Origin of the sequence: Rhodosalinus halophilus (assembly GCF_003298775.1) — a bacterium.
Classification (GTDB): Bacteria; Pseudomonadota; Alphaproteobacteria; order Rhodobacterales; family Rhodobacteraceae; genus Rhodosalinus; species Rhodosalinus halophilus.
Map to the genome: position 1 here is coordinate 304,079 of NZ_QNTQ01000004.1, position 15,325 is coordinate 319,403.

17 protein-coding genes are annotated in these 15,325 nt (G+C 70.2%); 10 read left to right on the top strand and 7 right to left on the bottom strand.

Annotated elements, in window-relative coordinates:
• Nucleotides 1–26 precede the first annotated feature (26 nt).
• Entirely contained in the window at nt 27–2,240 is a 2,214-nt protein-coding gene (locus DRV85_RS05080; protein WP_113288341.1) for a primosomal protein N', read from the bottom strand.
• Between the two features lie 69 nt (nt 2,241–2,309).
• On the opposite strand from DRV85_RS05080, the gene fsa reads away from it, so the two are divergent.
• The 4 genes from fsa to DRV85_RS05100 all read left to right on the top strand — a co-directional run bounded on the left by fsa (nt 2,310) and on the right by DRV85_RS05100 (nt 5,547).
• The gene (fsa, locus tag DRV85_RS05085; RefSeq protein WP_113288342.1) at nt 2,310–2,963 is read left to right on the top strand and encodes a fructose-6-phosphate aldolase; all 654 of its coding nucleotides are present in this window, start codon (nt 2,310–2,312) and stop codon (nt 2,961–2,963) included.
• Nucleotides 2,964–3,004: 41 nt separating this feature from the next.
• Nucleotides 3,005–3,715 carry a DUF484 family protein gene (locus DRV85_RS05090; RefSeq protein WP_113288343.1) on the top strand — a complete coding sequence of 237 codons (711 nt, stop codon included), beginning with the start codon at nt 3,005–3,007 and terminating at the stop codon, nt 3,713–3,715.
• A complete protein-coding gene (locus tag DRV85_RS05095) occupies nt 3,703–4,641 on the top strand; it encodes a tyrosine recombinase XerC (RefSeq protein WP_113288382.1) in 939 nt (312 codons plus the stop codon). Before DRV85_RS05090 ends, DRV85_RS05095 begins: the two co-directional genes overlap by 13 nt.
• Before the next feature lie 213 nt (nt 4,642–4,854).
• Nucleotides 4,855–5,547 carry a CDP-alcohol phosphatidyltransferase family protein gene (locus DRV85_RS05100; RefSeq protein ID WP_113288344.1) on the top strand — a complete coding sequence of 231 codons (693 nt, stop codon included), beginning with the start codon at nt 4,855–4,857 and terminating at the stop codon, nt 5,545–5,547.
• A 7-nt stretch (nt 5,548–5,554) separates the two neighbouring features.
• Here DRV85_RS05100 and DRV85_RS05105 read toward each other — a convergent pair whose 3' ends face one another.
• On the bottom strand, nt 5,555–6,364 hold the full coding sequence (locus tag DRV85_RS05105) for an ABC transporter permease (RefSeq protein ID WP_233495401.1): 810 nt from the start codon (nt 6,362–6,364) through the stop codon (nt 5,555–5,557).
• Nucleotides 6,365–6,524: 160 nt separating this feature from the next.
• On the opposite strand from DRV85_RS05105, the gene DRV85_RS05110 reads away from it, so the two are divergent.
• The 6 genes from DRV85_RS05110 to DRV85_RS05135 all read left to right on the top strand — a co-directional run bounded on the left by DRV85_RS05110 (nt 6,525) and on the right by DRV85_RS05135 (nt 10,600).
• Complete coding sequence (locus DRV85_RS05110; protein WP_113288384.1) at nt 6,525–7,136, top strand: GcrA family cell cycle regulator; 612 nt, start codon at nt 6,525–6,527, stop codon at nt 7,134–7,136.
• Between the two features lie 416 nt (nt 7,137–7,552).
• On the top strand, nt 7,553–8,920 hold the full coding sequence (rimO, locus tag DRV85_RS05115; RefSeq protein WP_113288385.1) for a 30S ribosomal protein S12 methylthiotransferase RimO: 1,368 nt from the start codon (nt 7,553–7,555) through the stop codon (nt 8,918–8,920).
• Nucleotides 8,921–8,985: 65 nt separating this feature from the next.
• Nucleotides 8,986–9,228, top strand: coding sequence for a CDGSH iron-sulfur domain-containing protein (locus DRV85_RS05120; protein ID WP_113288345.1), 243 nt, complete (start codon nt 8,986–8,988; stop codon nt 9,226–9,228).
• Between the two features lie 54 nt (nt 9,229–9,282).
• Nucleotides 9,283–9,660 (top strand): thiol-disulfide oxidoreductase DCC family protein, encoded by a 378-nt coding sequence (locus DRV85_RS05125; protein WP_113288346.1) that lies wholly within the window; start codon nt 9,283–9,285, stop codon nt 9,658–9,660.
• Nucleotides 9,661–9,698: 38 nt separating this feature from the next.
• Entirely contained in the window at nt 9,699–10,289 is a 591-nt protein-coding gene (locus DRV85_RS05130) for a thymidine kinase (RefSeq protein ID WP_113288347.1), read from the top strand.
• A 56-nt stretch (nt 10,290–10,345) separates the two neighbouring features.
• On the top strand, nt 10,346–10,600 hold the full coding sequence (locus DRV85_RS05135) for a hypothetical protein (protein ID WP_113288348.1): 255 nt from the start codon (nt 10,346–10,348) through the stop codon (nt 10,598–10,600).
• Between the two features lie 81 nt (nt 10,601–10,681).
• On the opposite strand, the gene DRV85_RS05140 is transcribed toward DRV85_RS05135, so the two are convergent.
• From DRV85_RS05140 to DRV85_RS05160, 5 genes are all read right to left on the bottom strand, one after another.
• On the bottom strand, nt 10,682–11,632 hold the full coding sequence (locus tag DRV85_RS05140) for a 2-hydroxyacid dehydrogenase (protein ID WP_113288349.1): 951 nt from the start codon (nt 11,630–11,632) through the stop codon (nt 10,682–10,684).
• Nucleotides 11,629–11,967 carry a tRNA-binding protein gene (locus DRV85_RS05145; protein ID WP_113288350.1) on the bottom strand — a complete coding sequence of 113 codons (339 nt, stop codon included), beginning with the start codon at nt 11,965–11,967 and terminating at the stop codon, nt 11,629–11,631. Before DRV85_RS05145 ends, DRV85_RS05140 begins: the two co-directional genes overlap by 4 nt.
• Nucleotides 11,960–12,775, bottom strand: a complete 816-nt coding sequence (gene proC, locus DRV85_RS05150; RefSeq protein ID WP_113288351.1) for a pyrroline-5-carboxylate reductase — start codon at nt 12,773–12,775, stop codon at nt 11,960–11,962. Before proC ends, DRV85_RS05145 begins: the two co-directional genes overlap by 8 nt.
• 33 nt (nt 12,776–12,808) lie before the next feature.
• Nucleotides 12,809–13,309 (bottom strand): type III secretion system chaperone family protein, encoded by a 501-nt coding sequence (locus DRV85_RS05155; protein WP_113288352.1) that lies wholly within the window; start codon nt 13,307–13,309, stop codon nt 12,809–12,811.
• A gap of 271 nt (nt 13,310–13,580) precedes the next feature.
• Nucleotides 13,581–15,325: efflux RND transporter permease subunit (locus DRV85_RS05160; RefSeq protein ID WP_147238810.1), on the bottom strand; the 1,745-nt coding region annotated here is incomplete at its 5' end.

A 15,325-nucleotide genomic window follows, 5' to 3' on the forward strand; every position in this document is an offset into this window, starting at 1 on the left:
TGGGTATTTCAGGACCATTGAAGGACCTAGAGGAAGCTCTGCGGGTCGATGTCCACGGCGAGGCGCAGGGGCGGCTTCACCTCGACCTGCGCGAGCCACTCCGAAAGCGCGCCCTGCAGCGGCGCGCCCTTGGCGGCCTTGACCAGCAGGCGCACCCGGTGACGGCCGCGGATGCGGGCGATGGGCGCGGGCGCCGGGCCCCAGACCTGCGCCCCGATCCGGGTGAGCGGCGCATCCGCGCGGGCGAGCGCCTGCCCCAGATCGAAGACCGGCTGTGGATCGGGGCCTGACAGGATGATCCCGGCGAGCCGGCCGTAGGGCGGCATGCCGGCCGCCTGCCGCGCCGCGGCCTCGGCGCGCCAGAACCCTTCCTCGTCGCCGGCGAGGATGGCGCGGATCACCGGATGCTCGGGCTGGTGAGTCTGCAGCATCGCGACGCCGGGCTTCTCGGCCCGTCCCGCGCGCCCCGCCACCTGCCGCATCAGCTGAAAGGTCCGCTCGGCCGCGCGCAGGTCCGAGCCGTGCAGCGCGAGGTCGGCGTCGATCACGCCGACGAGCGTCAGGAGCGGGAAGTTGTGCCCCTTCGCCACGAGCTGCGTGCCGATCACGATGTCGGCCCCGCCTTCGGCGATGGTCGCGATCTCCGCCTTGAGCGCACGGGCCGAGGCGAAGAGGTCGGAACTGAGCACCGCGAGCCGCGCCTCGGGGAAGCGCGCGGCCGCCTCCTCGGCCATGCGCTCGACGCCGGGGCCGATGGCGGCGAGGCTGTCCTCCTTGCCGCACTCGGGGCAGGCGGCGGGCACCGGGATCGACTCGCCGCACTGGTGGCAGACGAGGCGCTTGAGGAACCGGTGCTCGACCAGCCGCGCGTCGCAGTGCGGGCAGCCGATCTGATGCCCGCAGGCGCGGCAGAGCGTGACCGGGGCGTAACCGCGACGGTTGAGGAACAGCATGGCCTGTTCCCCCGCCGCGACGCGGGCCTCGACGGCGCGCGCCAGCGTCTCGGAAATCCAGCGCCCGGAAGGCAGCCCCTCTGCCCGCATGTCGATGGCCCGCATCTCCGGCAGCACCGCGCCGAAGCGGGCGGGCAGGTCCAGCCGGGCGTATTTTCCGGCCTCGGCGTTGGCCCAGCTCTCGAGCGAGGGCGTGGCCGAGGCCAGCACCACCTGCGCCCCGGCCAGCGAGCCGCGCAGCACGGCCATGTCGCGCGCATTGTAGAGCACCCCGTCCTCCTGCTTGTAGGAGCTGTCGTGCTCTTCATCGACGACGATCAGGCCGAGGTCCGCGAAGGGCAGGAAGAGGGCGGAGCGCGCGCCCACCACCATCTGTGCGCCGCTCTCGCCCGCCATGCGCCAGACGCGGCGCCGCTCCGTCATCGTGAGGCCCGAGTGCCATTCGGCCGGGCGCGCGCCGAAGCGCGCCTCGACTCGAGCGAGGAACTCGGCGGTCAGCGCGATCTCGGGCAAGAGGACCAGCGCCTGCCGCCCCTGCGAAAGGCATTCCGCCACCGCCTCGAGATAGACCTCGGTCTTGCCCGAGCCGGTCACGCCCTTGAGCAGCGTGGTGCCGTAGCTGCCGGACTGCAGGCCCGCGCGGAGATGCCGTGCGGCCTCGGCCTGATCCGCGGTGAGCGGCTTGCCGGAGGCTTCGTTGTCGAGCCGCGGAAAGGGCGCGTCGCGGGGCGTCTCCACCTCGGCCACCGCGCCCTGCGCCACGAGGCCCTTGACCACCGAGGCCGACGCGCCCGCCTCCTCGGTGAGCTCGCGCAGCGTCAGACCGGACCCGGCGGCCTCCAGCACCTCCAGAACGCGCTCGCGCGCCTCCGTCATGCGCGTGGGCTCCGCGTCCGCCCGCCGGTAGAGCCGCCGCATCGACGGCGGGTCGCCCAGCCCCGGCGCCCGCGTGGCGAGCCGCAGCATCGCGGGCAGCGCCGTGAAGGTGTAGGCGGCCGCGCGCTCGACGAAGAGCCGAAGCTCGGGCCGCATCGGCGGCGCCTCCAGCACGCGCGAGACCGGCCGCAGCTTCGCCTCCGGCACCTCGCCGCTGCCGTCGCCCCAGACGACGCCCAGGACGCGGCGCGGCCCCAGCGGCACCTCGACGAAGGCGCCGGCGCGCACGCCGCCCTCCGGCGCGCGATAGTCGAAGGGCCGGCCCAGAGGCTGGGTCGTCAGCACGGCGACGCGAGCGCCCTCGGGGTAGAAGGCGGGCGGATCGGAACGCGTGGTCGGGGCTTTGCTCATGGCCGCAACCGGAGTAAACGCGAGGGCGACAGAGGCCAAGCCGCAACCGCGCTCACCGAAAGAGATCCCATGAAATTCTTCGTCGACACCGCCGATATCGAGGCCATCCGCGAACTCCACGAACTGGGCGTCGTGGACGGCGTCACCACCAACCCCTCGCTCATCATGAAATCGGGCCGCGACATCCGCGAGGTCACCGCCGAGATCTGCGCCCTGGTGGACGGCCCGGTCAGCGCAGAGACCGTCGCGCTCGACGCCGACGGCATGGTGGCCGAGGGCCGGGAACTGGCGAAGATCGCGGACAACATCGCGATCAAGGTGCCGCTCACCTGGGACGGTCTGAAAGCCTGCAAGACGCTCTCTGACGAGGGCCGCACGGTCAACGTCACGCTGTGCTTCTCCGCCGCGCAGGCGCTGCTCGCGGCCAAGGCCGGCGCCAGCTTCATCTCGCCCTTCATCGGCCGGCTCGACGACATCAACCTCGACGGTCTGCAGCTTATCGCCGACATCCGCGAGATCTACGACGCGCACGGTTACGAGACCGAGGTGCTGGCCGCCTCGATCCGCTCGGTCAACCACATGACCGAATGCGCCAAGATCGGCGCCGATGTGGCCACCGCGCCGCCTGCGGTGATCAAGGCGATGGCCTCGCACCCGCTGACCGACAAGGGCCTCGCCGCCTTCCTCGCCGACTGGGAAAAAACGGGGCAGAAAATTCTCTGACCCCGTGCTAGGCTCGCAAAAAAATCACCGAGGCAACAGGCATGAGCAGCACCGCCCTGATCGACGCGTCCCTGCGGGCGCGCATCATCTCCGAACCCGAGTCGATCCTCGAGGATGCCGAGGTCATGCGCGCCCTGGTCGCGGCGAACGAACGCTCCATGGGCGCGAACATCGTGGATATGCGCGGCATCGCGATGGAACGGCTCGAGGCCCGGCTCGACCGGCTCGAAGAGACGCACCGCAGCGTGATCGCCGCCGCTTACGAGAACCTCGCCGGCACCAACCAGGTGCATCGCGCGATCCTGCGGATGCTCGATCCCGTCGAATTCGAGACCTTCCTCGACGATCTCGACGGCGAGGTGGCGGCCATCCTGCGCGTCGACGCGATCCGCCTGGTTCTGGAATCCGCGCAGGCCGAGCAGGATCCGGCGGTGGAGCGGCTGGGCGGCGTGCTTCGGGTGGTCGAGCCGGGCTTCGTTCGCCGCCATGTCTCCGCCCGCGCCGGCGAGGAGGCGGTTCGGCCGGTGACGCTGCGCCAGATCGACGCCGGAGAGCCCCGCATCTATGGCGACCGCGCCGCCGAGCTCCGCTCGGAGGCTTGCCTGCGGCTCGATCTCGGCGCGGGGCGGCTGCCGGGACTGCTGCTGATGGGTGCGGAGGATCCGCACCAGTTCAGCCCGCAGCACGGCACCGATCTTCTGACCTTCTTCGCCGGGGTCTTCGAGCGCGCGATGCGGCGCTGGCTGGCGTGATCTCGGCAGGTGCGGCGGAGGCGCTCGAGGCGTGGCTCGCCGCCCGGCGGGCGCTGCGCGGCGCTGCGCCCAATACCGAGGCCGCCTATCGCGCCGACGTCGCGGGATTTCTGGGCTTTCTCGCCGAGCATCATGGCGGGCCGCAGGGGCGGACGGCGCTGGCGCGGGCGGGGCTGTCGGACATCCGCGCCTGGCTCGCGCGGGGCCGCGCAGAGGGCGCGGGGTCGCGCACCCTCGCGCGGCGGCTCTCGGCGGTGAAGAGCTTCTATCGCTGGCTGGCCGAGACCGACGGCTTCGACGCCTCCGCCATTCTCGCCGCCCGCGCGCCGCGACATGCCGCGCGCCTGCCGCGGCCGCTGGCCGAGGACGCCGCGCGCGATATGCTCGAGACCGTCGGGCACCAGCACGCCGAGCCCTGGATCGCCGCGCGCGACACGGCCGTGGTGACGCTTCTCTACGGCTGCGGGCTGCGGATTTCCGAGGCGCTGGCGCTGCGGCTGCGCGACTGGCCTGCGGGCGAGACCCTGCGCATCGCGGGCAAGGGCGGCAAGACGCGCCTCGTGCCGCTCCTGCCGGCGGCGCGGCAGGCCGTCGAGGCCTATCTCGACCTCTGCCCCCATCCGGCAACGGCCGATTCGCCCATCTTCCGCGGCGCGCGGGGCGGGCCGCTCAACCCGCGTCTCGTGCAGAAGGCCACCGCGCGCGCCCGCGCGCAGCTGGGCCTGCCGCCCTCCGCCACGCCGCACGCCCTGCGCCACAGCTTCGCCACGCATCTGCTCGCCGCCGGCGGCGACCTCCGTGCAATCCAGGAACTGCTGGGCCATGCCTCGCTCTCGACGACGCAGGGCTACACGGCGGTGGACACCACGCGCCTGCTCGAGGTCTACGAGGCCGCGCATCCCAAGGCGGGACGGCGCGCAGGCTGACGTCGCGCGGGGCGGGCGGCGGCCGCGAAAGGGGGGCGCTGCCCCCGTCGCCCGTTCCGGGCGACTCCCCCGGGGTATTTCGGGCAAGAGAAGAGACCGGTTCGCTCCGCGCGGGACCGGCGGCGATACGGGCAGTGCGGGGCCGGGCCGCTTCGGGGGCGCGCCGGCCCGTTCCGGTTGAACCGGGCCAGCCTTTCCGCCAAGAGGGGCGGCATGACTCCGACCCTGAAGGCGATCTTCGTCCACCTCTTCACGGCGACCGGCGCCGTCTTCGCGATGCTGGCCATGCTGGCGGCGGCCGACGGCGACTGGCCGATGATGGTGCTCTGGCTGATCGTGGCCTTCGCGGTGGACGGCGTGGACGGCCCGCTCGCCCGCCGCTACCACGTCCGGACGCACGGCGACCGCTTCGACGGCGATCTGCTCGACCTCATCATCGACTATCTCACCTATGTCTTCATTCCCGCCTTCGCGCTCTTCAAGTCCGGCCTGCTGCCCGGCTGGACGGGCTGGGTGGCGATCATCCTGATCACCTTCGCCTCGGCGCTCTATTTCGCCGACACGCGGATGAAGACCGAGGACAAGTCCTTCAACGGGTTTCCCGGGTGCTGGAACATGGTGGTGCCCGTGCTCTTCGTGGTGGAGCCCAATTTCTGGCTGATACTGGGGCTCGTAGCGGCGCTCGCCGTGGCGATGTTCCTGCCGCTGAAGTTCATCCATCCGGTGCGCACGGCGCGCTGGCGGGCGCTGTCGCTGCCGGTGGCGGTGCTCTGGTCAGCGCTGGTGTTCTGGGCGGCCTGGCATCAGTTCGAGGCCGGGATCGCCGCGACCTGGGCGCTCGGCCTCGCCTCGATCTACCTTCTCGTCGCCGGGATGGCGCAGCAGCTTCTGCCCGCCCGCAGCTGACGTCGGTTCAGGCCTTCAGCCGGGTTCCTCTGCGGAAAAGCTCCCAGCAGACGAGGCTCACCGCCGCGGTCGAGGCCGTGCAGATGACGAGCCCGAGCCAGGGCGAGCTGTCGGAGACGCCGAGAATACCGAAGCGCACCCCGTCGATCAGGTAGAAGACAGGGTTGACGTGGGTGACGGTCCACATCGCGTCGGGCAGCGCCTCGACGGAGTAGAAGGTGCCCGAGAGGAAGCTGAGCGGCGTGATGACGAAATTCGTGATCGCGGCCATCTGGTCGAACTTCTGCGCGAAGATGCCCGCAATCACGCCGAGCGCGCCGAGGAAGGCCGACCCCAGAAGCACGAAGACCAGCGCCCAGAGCGGATGGGCCACGCCGATGCCCAGCACCAGCAGGAAGCCGACGCCGATGCCCAGTGCCACGAACAGGCCCCGTGCGATCGCCCCGGCCAGGTAGCCGATCACCAGCTCGCCCGCCGAGAGCGGCGGCATGAGCGTGTCCACGATGTTGCCCTGCACCTTGGAGACCATGATCGAGGAGGAGGAATTGGCGAAGGCGTTCTGGATCACCATCATCATCAGGATGCCGGGCGCGATGAAAGTGGTGAAATCCACGCCCATCACGTCGCCGCGCCGCGGCCCAATGGCCAGCGTGAAGATCGCCACGAAGAGCCCCGCCGTCACCAGCGGCGCCAGAAGCGTCTGCGTCCAGACCGCCACGAAGCGCATCACCTCGCGCTCGATCAGCGTCTGAAGCCCCAGCCAGTTCACCCGGCCGAAGCGGCGCACGCCCATGCCCTGCCCCGCGCCTGTCGCCATCGCCTGCCTCCTTGCGCCGCGACGGAGTCGAGTCGCGGCCTTGTGACCTTCGGGGCGAGTGCTTAGAATGAAACCTTGAGAGATGTCCACGCGGGCGCCGCGCGGTGTGCCGCTCAATGCCCGCGCGAAGCGGGATTTTCAAGAACACGTGGGAAGCTGCATGTCCTGGACCGAGGAACGCGTCGAGCTTTTGAAAAAGATGTGGAACGAGGGGCAATCCGCCTCGCAGATCGCCAAGGAGCTTGGCGGCGTCACCCGGAACGCGGTGATCGGCAAGGTGCATCGCCTCGGTCTGTCCAACCGCGGCGCGGCGACGCCCGCAGGGAACCCGGCGCCCAAGTCCGAGGAAAAGCCCGCCAAGCCGGCGGAGGCGCCGCGCCCGGAGGCTCAGCCCGCCCCCGAACCCCAGCCTGAACCGGCGGAGCCGGCCGAGCCCGCCATGGCCGAGGCCCCGGCCGCGGAGATGGACGAGCCTGCCACCGCGCCGGCGCGCAAGACCATCGTGCCCGCCGGTCAGCCGCTGCCCCCGCAGCCCTCGGCGAACGAGATCAGCCCCGAGGCGCTCGCCAAGGTCTCGGAGGTCGAGAAAAAGGCCCGCAAGCTCACGCTGATGGAGCTGACCGAGCGAACCTGCAAGTGGCCCGTCGGCGACCCCGCGACCGAGGATTTCTGGTTCTGCGGTCTGCCGGTGCAGCCCGGAAAGCCCTATTGCGAGGCGCATGTCGGCGTGGCCTTCCAGCCGATGAGCTCGCGGCGCGACCGCCGGCGCTGAGGGCGTGACAGGCCCTTTGGGGCCCGATCCCGCGCAATTCCTCCGAGGCGGAGGCGCGGGATCTGAGCTTCGAACACCGCTTCGCGGAGGGCATGCCGCTCTAAATGACGCGGCGGCGCAGCGAATGCATGCTGCATGTCTCCGAGCATCACGGGGACGCGGTCCCCGGGGCCGTCTTGCGCAGGCAGGTGCCCGACACCGAGCCTTCCTCGCCGAGATCCACGAACGCGGCCACCCGCGGCTGAACCCGGGGGTGGCGTAGATGCCGTGGGGCGAGCGGCAGGTTGCGCTGCAGGCCCCCTTCGGCAACGGCCCCGTCTTCTGATCCGTCGCGCGCGGCTGAACCGGAAGTTCGCGCCCAGGCGCGAGGAAGCGCCTTTCAGGCCGCCTTGTGCGCCGTGCCCTCCGCGGCCTATATGCCGAGCATGACTGCGAACCCGCCCGATCTGCGCCCCGACCGCGCGGCCCCTGCGCTGACCGAGGCGCGCCGCCCCGGCCAGCCCACAATCGGGATGGTCTCGCTCGGCTGCCCCAAGGCGCTCGTGGACAGCGAGCGCATCCTCACCCGGCTCAGGGCCGAGGGCTACGGCATCTCGCCCGACTACGCAGGGGCCGACGCGGTTATCGTGAACACCTGCGGTTTCCTCGACAGCGCCAAGGCCGAAAGCCTGGAGGCCATCGGCGAGGCGCTGAAGGAGAACGGCCGCGTCATCGTCACGGGCTGTCTCGGCGCCGAGCCCGACTACATCACCGGCGCGCACCCCAAGGTGCTGGCCGTCACCGGCCCGCACCAGTACGAACAGGTGCTCGACGCCGTGCACGCTGCCGTGCCGCCGGCGCCGGACCCGTTCGTGGACCTGCTGCCCGCGTCGGGCGTGAAACTCACGCCGCGGCACTACAGCTATCTCAAGATTTCCGAGGGCTGTAACCACAAGTGCCGCTTCTGCATCATCCCCGACATGCGCGGAAAGCTCGCCTCCCGCCCGCACCGCGCCGTCATGCGCGAGGCGGAAAAGCTGGTGGAGGCGGGCGTCAGGGAGCTTCTCGTCATCAGCCAGGACACTTCCGCCTATCTCACCGATCGGGAGCGGCTGGGTGACGAGGCGCCGATCACCCGGCTCGCCCGCGATCTGGGCGGCCTCGGCGCCTGGGTGCGGCTGCACTACGTCTATCCATACCCGCATGTCCGCCAGCTGATCCCGCTGATGGCGGAGGGACTGGTGCTGCCCTACCTCGACATTCCCTTCCAGCACGCGCACCCCGACACGCTCAGGCGCATGGCGCGTCCCGCGGCGGCGGCGAAGACGCTCGACGAGATCGCGGCCTGGCGGAAAATCTGCCCGGAGATCGCGCTGCGCTCCACCTTCATCGTGGGCTACCCCGGCGAGACGGAAGAGGAGTTCCAGACGCTTCTCGACTGGCTCGAGGAGGCGCGCCTCGATCGGGTGGGCTGCTTCAAGTACGAGAACGTCGCCGGCGCGCGCTCCAACGCCCTGCCCGACCACGTGCCCGAGGAGATCAAGGAGGAGCGCTGGCACCGTTTCATGGAAAAGGCGCAGGCGATCTCCGAGGCGAAGCTCGCCGAAAAGGTCGGCACGCGGCTCGAGGTCATCGTGGACGCGGTGGACGAAGACGCCGCCACATGCCGCACGAAGGCCGACGCGCCCGAGATCGACGGCTGCCTCTTCATCGACGGGGGCCACGAGGGTCTGACGCCAGGCGACATCGTCACCGTCGAAGTGGACGAAGCCGGAGACTACGACCTCTGGGGGCGGCGCGTCTGACCCTTTTCGCGCGGCGCGGGGCGCTTACCTCTGCATGTGGACCAGCCATCGCAAAGGAGAGCCAGATGTCCGACGCCCCCCGGATCGCGCAGAAAGCCCCCTACCCCGTCGAGGTGGCCGCAGGGAAGAATTACTTCTGGTGCGCCTGCGGACGCTCGGCCAGGCAGCCCTTCTGCGACGGCAGCCACAAAGGCACGGACTTCGCACCCATCCGCTACACGGCGGAAAGGGACGGCAAGGTCTTCTTCTGCGGCTGCAAGGCAACCGGCAATTCGCCGATGTGCGACGGAACGCATTCGCGCCTGTGAGCCTGCGACGGCGCGCCGCTGGACCGGGCGGCGCGCACGGCTAGATCAAGGCTCATGGCCAGCGACGAGATCCGCGTGCTCTACAACGGAGAATGCCCGATCTGTTCCACGGAGATCGGGCACTACAAGGCCTATGCCGAGCGCCGCGGCCTTCCCATCCGCTTCGACGATCTCAACGGCCCCGACCGCACCGGCTGGGGCTTTTCCGAGGACGAGGCCGCCCGGCGGCTCTACGTCGAGAAGGACGGCGCCCTCTACGGCGGCATCGACGGCTTCCTCGTCCTGTGGCGAGAGATGCCGCGCTATCGCTGGCTCGCCCGCGTCGTCGGCCTACCAGGTATCCGGCCGCTGGCTGCAGTTATCTACGACCGCGCGCTCGCGCCTGCCATCTACCGCTGGCACCGGCGCCGCAAGGCCCGCGCCCGGGCCTGACCCTTGCGCCCGCCACCGCGCCGCGTCAGGAAGCGGCCATGGCGAAGCTCTACTTCCACTACTCCACGATGAACGCCGGCAAGTCGACGCTGCTGCTGCAGGCGTCGCACAACTACCGCGAACAGGGCATGGCGACCTATCTGCTCACCGCCGCGCTCGACACGCGGGCGGGTGCGGGGCGGATCGGCTCGCGCATCGGCATCGGCGCCGCGGCCGAAAGCTTCTCCGCCGGCGAAGACGTCTTCGGCAAGATCGAGGCGCGAGTCAAACAGGGGCCGCTCGCCTGCGTCTTCGTGGACGAGGCGCAGTTCCTGACAGGCGAGCAGGTCTGGCAGCTCACGCGGGTGGTGGACGATCTGAACGTGCCCGTGATGTGCTACGGGCTGCGCGTCGATTTCCGCGGGGCGCTCTTTCCCGGGTCCGCCGCGCTGCTCGCGCTCGCGGACGAGATGCGCGAGGTGCGCACCATCTGCCATTGCGGCAAGAAGGCCACGATGGTCGTGCGCCGCGGCCCGGACGGCCGGGCGCTGCGCGAGGGCGCGCAGGTCCAGATCGGCGGCAACGAGACCTATGTCTCCTTGTGCCGACGTCACTGGCGCGAGGAGATGGGAGACCGGCCGCCTGGCTGAGGCGGGAACCGCGCCTGGGGCGCGAACGTTGCCCCTTAAAGCCAAGGAGGACGTTCATGGACCGGCTCAGCCTCTATCTCAGCCTTCTCACCGGCGCCGTTCTCACCGGCGGCCTTGCCATCGGTGCCTTCAGCCTCGGGTATTACACTTGGGTCGCCGTCGCGATTTCCGCCGTGGTCGGCTTCGTGCTGGCCTGGCCCGTGGCCTACGTGATCTCGCAGCGGATCAAGAAGGAGGATCCGAAATGGGATCCGGACGCGGAGCCCGGCGACTACGGCTACGTCCCGCCGCGCGACTCCCCCGAGGTGTGACCGGCGAGAAGGATTTTCGTCCGAAAATTCTTCGGAGCGCCACGCATGCCCGGGCGAATTTTCGTAAGATAATTCGCCCGTTCAGACCGGGTTTGGCACCTCGTTCCCCTCGAAGAACGCGATGAGGTTGTCCACGGCCATGTGTCCCATCGCCTCTCGCACCTCGAGCGCCGCGGTTCCCAGGTGCGGCAACAGCGTGACCTGCTCGAGCTCACGCAGGGCTTGGGGAACGTCGGGTTCGTGCTCGTAGACGTCGAGTCCGGCCCCTGCGATTTCTGATGTGCGCAGGGCGGCGATGAGCGCTGTCTCGTCCACGATGTCTCCGCGCGCGACATTGACGAAGCGGGCATGACGCGGCATCGCAGAGAAAACCTCCATGCCGATCATGTGCCGCGTCTCCGCGCCGCCCGGCAGCGCCACGACCAGCACGTCGGCCCAGGCCGCGAGCTCGGAAAGCTCCATCCGCGTGGCGGGGAAGTCAACCTCCTTAGCGCTGCGGTTGAAATAGCCGATCTCCATGCCGAAGCCGAAATGGCAGCGACGGGCGATCGCCTGCCCTATTCGTCCGAAGCCGACGAGGCCGGCGCGCTTGCCCGTCACATGCAAGCCCAGCAGTTGCGTCGGGTGCCAGCCCTCCCAGGTGCCTGCGCGCACCTGCCGTTCGCCCTCCGACGCGCGCCGGCAGGCCATGAGGATCAGCATCATGCCGATATCCGCCGTCGCGTCGGTCACGGCGCCGGGCGTGTTGGTCACCGTGATTCCACGGGCCCGCGCGGCCGGAACGTCGATGTGATTGTAGCCCACCCCGAAATTGGCGAGGATGCCACAGCGCGGAGCTTCGAACTCGGCGAAGACATCTTCGGAGAAGCGGTCGCCGAGGGTGGGCAGAACACCATCGTAGAGCGCAAGCGCAGAGCGCATCTCGGAGACGCTCATGGGCCGCGTGCTCTCGCGCAGCTCCACGTCGAAATGTGCCCGCGCGCGCTCTGCGACGCTCTCGGGCAGCGGCCGGGTGATCAGCACGCGGGTCATTTCAGGCGCTCCCCGTCCGGCACGCGGGTGTCCGGCCCGACAAGGACGATCTCGCCGTTCTCGTCGGCGAATCCAAGGACCAGAACCTCCGAGACGAACCTGCCGATCTGGCGTGGCGGGAAATTGACTACCGCAGCCACCTGCCGGCCCCTGAGCGTCTCTGGCTCGTAGTGCGCCGTGATCTGGGCCGAGCTCTTCCGCTCTCCGATCTCGGGGCCGAAGTCGATCCAGAGCTTGATCGCGGGCTTGCGCGCCTCTGGATAGGCCTCGGCGCGCACCACTGTGCCGACGCGGATATCGACCCGCAGGAAGTCGTCGAGGCCGATCTCAGCCATCGCGCAGTTCCCGCGAGCGGCCGGCCGCCGCGGCCACCGTGCGGCGCATGAGCGGGCGCAGACCCTTCTGCGCGTCCATCAGCACCTCGAGCCCCGCCTGCGTCGTGCCGTTGGGGCTGGTGACGTTCTGCCGGAGCTGCGCCGGGCTCTCGTCCGCCGCTTCGGCCAGCGCCCCCGCGCCGGCAACGGTCGCCTGCGCGAGTTGCAGGGCGAGCTCGGGGGAGAGCCCCTCGGCTTCGCCCGCCTCGGCCAGGGCCTCGATCATGTGGAACACATAGGCCGGGCCGGAGCCCGACACGCCGGTGACCGCGTCCATCTGGTCCTCGCTCTCGAGCCGGACGACCTGCCCCACGGCCGAGAGCAGCTCTTCGGCGAGCGCGAGATGCGCCTGCGTCGCCGCCGCGTTGCCGACGATGGCGGTGATCCCCCTGCCGACCGCGGCGGGCGTGTTGGGCATGGCGCGGATCACCGGCGTGGCGGTTCCGAAGGCCTCCTCGAAACGGGCGAGCGTCGTGCCGGCGGCGACGGAGAGCATCAGCGTTCGTCCGCCCGCGAAATCCGCGAGTCGCGGCAAGGCCTCCGCCATCATCTGCGGCTTGACGGCGATCAGCGCCACGGCGGGCTGCGCAGGCAACTCCGCATTGAGATGGACACCCTGCGCGGCGAGCCAGTCGGAGGGTTGGGGATCGGTGACCCAGACCGCTCCCGGGGCCAGCCCGCGGGCGAGCCAGCCCTCGAGCATGGCCGAGCCCATCCTGCCGCAGCCCAGAAGCACGAGCCCGCGCCGGGCGATGTCGTCGAATGGCATGGCCCCTCCCGCTGTGCGCGATCGGCGCCAGTGTTACGCGCGGCCGTAGGCCTCCGCAATGGCGACCTGCAGCGCCTCCTCGGGCGTCCGGTCGCCCCAGACGACGAGCTGGAAGGCCGGGTAGTAGCGCTCGGCCGAGAGCACCGCGGCGGCGATCATCGTGTCGATCTGCTCGGGGATCGCCACCTGCCCGCCTGCGAGCACGAGGCCGTAGCGCCAGATCATCAGCTTCTGCTCGGCCCACCAGGTGAAGCAACCCGCCCAGCAGCGGTCGTTCACCGCGTTCAGCGCCGCGACGAGCGCCGCCTCCCGCTCTGCCGGCGGCTCCATCTCGAAGGTGCAGATCAGCCGCAGGGTCTCGTCATGCGCGGACCATGCGAGCGTGAGGGAGTAGGTGCGCCACTGCCCCTCCACGGCCATCGCGATCTGGTCGTCTCCCACGCGGTCGAAGTCCCACGCGTTGTGCTCGGCCAGATGCTCGACGATGTCGATCGGGTGCAGGTCGTCCACAAGATACTGCTCGGATTGGGACATTGGCGCCACCTCTCTGCCTGTGCGCGAGGGGCGAAAGCGCGCCCCAAGCGCTTGGTGCCTGCTCAAGGAGCGGCGGGTCGTTGCCCCGCTCCTTACAAGATATGGTGCTGTGCCGGGGCCGCGCTGTAAAGCGATATTTTCGTGACTCGGGCAAAGCATTGTGGTGGCGGGCAAGAGCGCCGCTAGATCGGGCGGCGCTCATCGGCCCTTGCGGGCCTCTTCGCGGCGGCGCGGCGAGGACGGCCCGCAAGGGCCGGAGGAGCGGGCAGGCTCAGGCGGGCGCGGGCACCGCCGAACGCGCCGGGCGGTCTGCGCGCTTCTCGCCCAGCATCAGCAGCGCGGGCGTCACCACCAGCGTCAGCACCGTGGCCACGATCAGGCCGCCCGCGATCGAGGACGACAACTCCGTCCACCATTGGGTGGAGGGTGCGCCATAGACGATCTCGCGCCGGAAGAAGTCGATGGAAACGCCGATCACCATGGGCATGAGCCCCAGCGCCGTCGTCACCGAGGTCAGCACCACCGGCCGCAGACGCTGCGCACCCGCGCGCATCGCGGCCTCGAAGGGCGTCTGCCCCTCGCGGCGGAGCGCGTTGTAGGTGTCGATGAGCACGATGTTGTTGTTCACCACGATCCCGGCGAGCGCGATCACGCCGATCCCGCCCATGACGACGCCGAAGGGCCGGCCGGTCACGAGAAGGCCCAGCAGCACCCCCGCCACCGAAAAGACGATCGCCGACATCACCACCAGCGCCTGGAAGAAGCTGTTGAACTGCAGCACCAGCACCGTGAACATCAGCGCCACGGCCACAGCGAAGGCCACAGAGAGGAATTGCGCCGCCGCCTGCTGCTCCTCGGCCTCGCCGGCGAAGCTCCAGCTCACGCCGTCGGGCAGATCCGCCTCCTCCAGCGCGCCGCGCAGCGCCGCGATCTGGTCGTTGACCAGAAGCCCGGGCGCCACGTCGGCGGCGATGGTGACGACGCGCCGCTGGTCGATACGGTTGATCGTGCCGGTGCGCGGCACCGGCTCGAAGGCGACGAAGTTGCCGATGGGCACGAGCCCCTGTGCCGTGGGCACGCGCAGGCTGCGCAACTCCTCCAGACTGCGGCTTTCGGAGGGGAACCGCACGCGGATGTCCACGGAACCGTCGGCGTAATCGGGGCGGTAGTCGGCGACCGTGATGCCGCGGGTGAGAAGCTGCACCGCCTGCCCCAGCAGGGTCACGTCGGCCCCGAAGCGCGCGGCCTGGCTCCGGTCGACCCGAAGGCTCCACTCCACGCCCGGCAGCGGCCGGGTGTCGGTGATGTCCGTGAAGCCGCCCACTCGCTCCATCTCGGCCAGGACCGTCTCGACGGCCTGCGCCTGCGTCTCGGCCCCGGGCGCGCGCAGTTCGAGCTGCACGGGCTTGCCCTGCGTCGGTCCCTGCTGCTGCGCCTGCACCTGCACCTCGATCCCCGGGATCTGCCCCATCTCGGCGCGGATGTCCGCGCCGATCCGCTCGGCCGTGCGGCGCGTGTCCCAGGGGGCGAGCTCGAGCTGCAGCGTGCCGATGATCTCCTCGTTCTGCCGCTGCGAGTTGCCGGTGCGGGCGTAGACCGAATCCACCCCCTCGAAGCGCATGAGCCGCCGCTCGACCTCGCGGACGAGCGTATCCTGCTCGTGGATCGAAAAGTTGTCGCGCGCGCGTACCGTCACCTGCATGAAGTCGGGCTCGACCTCGGGAAAGAAGATCACGCCGCGGCCGTATTCGGCGTAGCTCGCGAAGGAGCCGATCAGCAGCGCCAGCGCGAAGCCCAGCACCGCCCAGGGCCGAACCACGGCCCATTGCACGACCTGCGCATAGCGTCCCGTCCAGCCGCCGGCGCGGCGGGGATCGCCCGCTTCGGATTCGTGCAGCAGGCGTTTGGCCGCCGCGCTCTGCGGCTGCGCGCGCCCGATCACCCCGCCCAGGACGGGGATGAAGACCAGCGCCATCGCCAGCGAGGCCGAGAGCGTCAGGATGACCGTGATCGGCA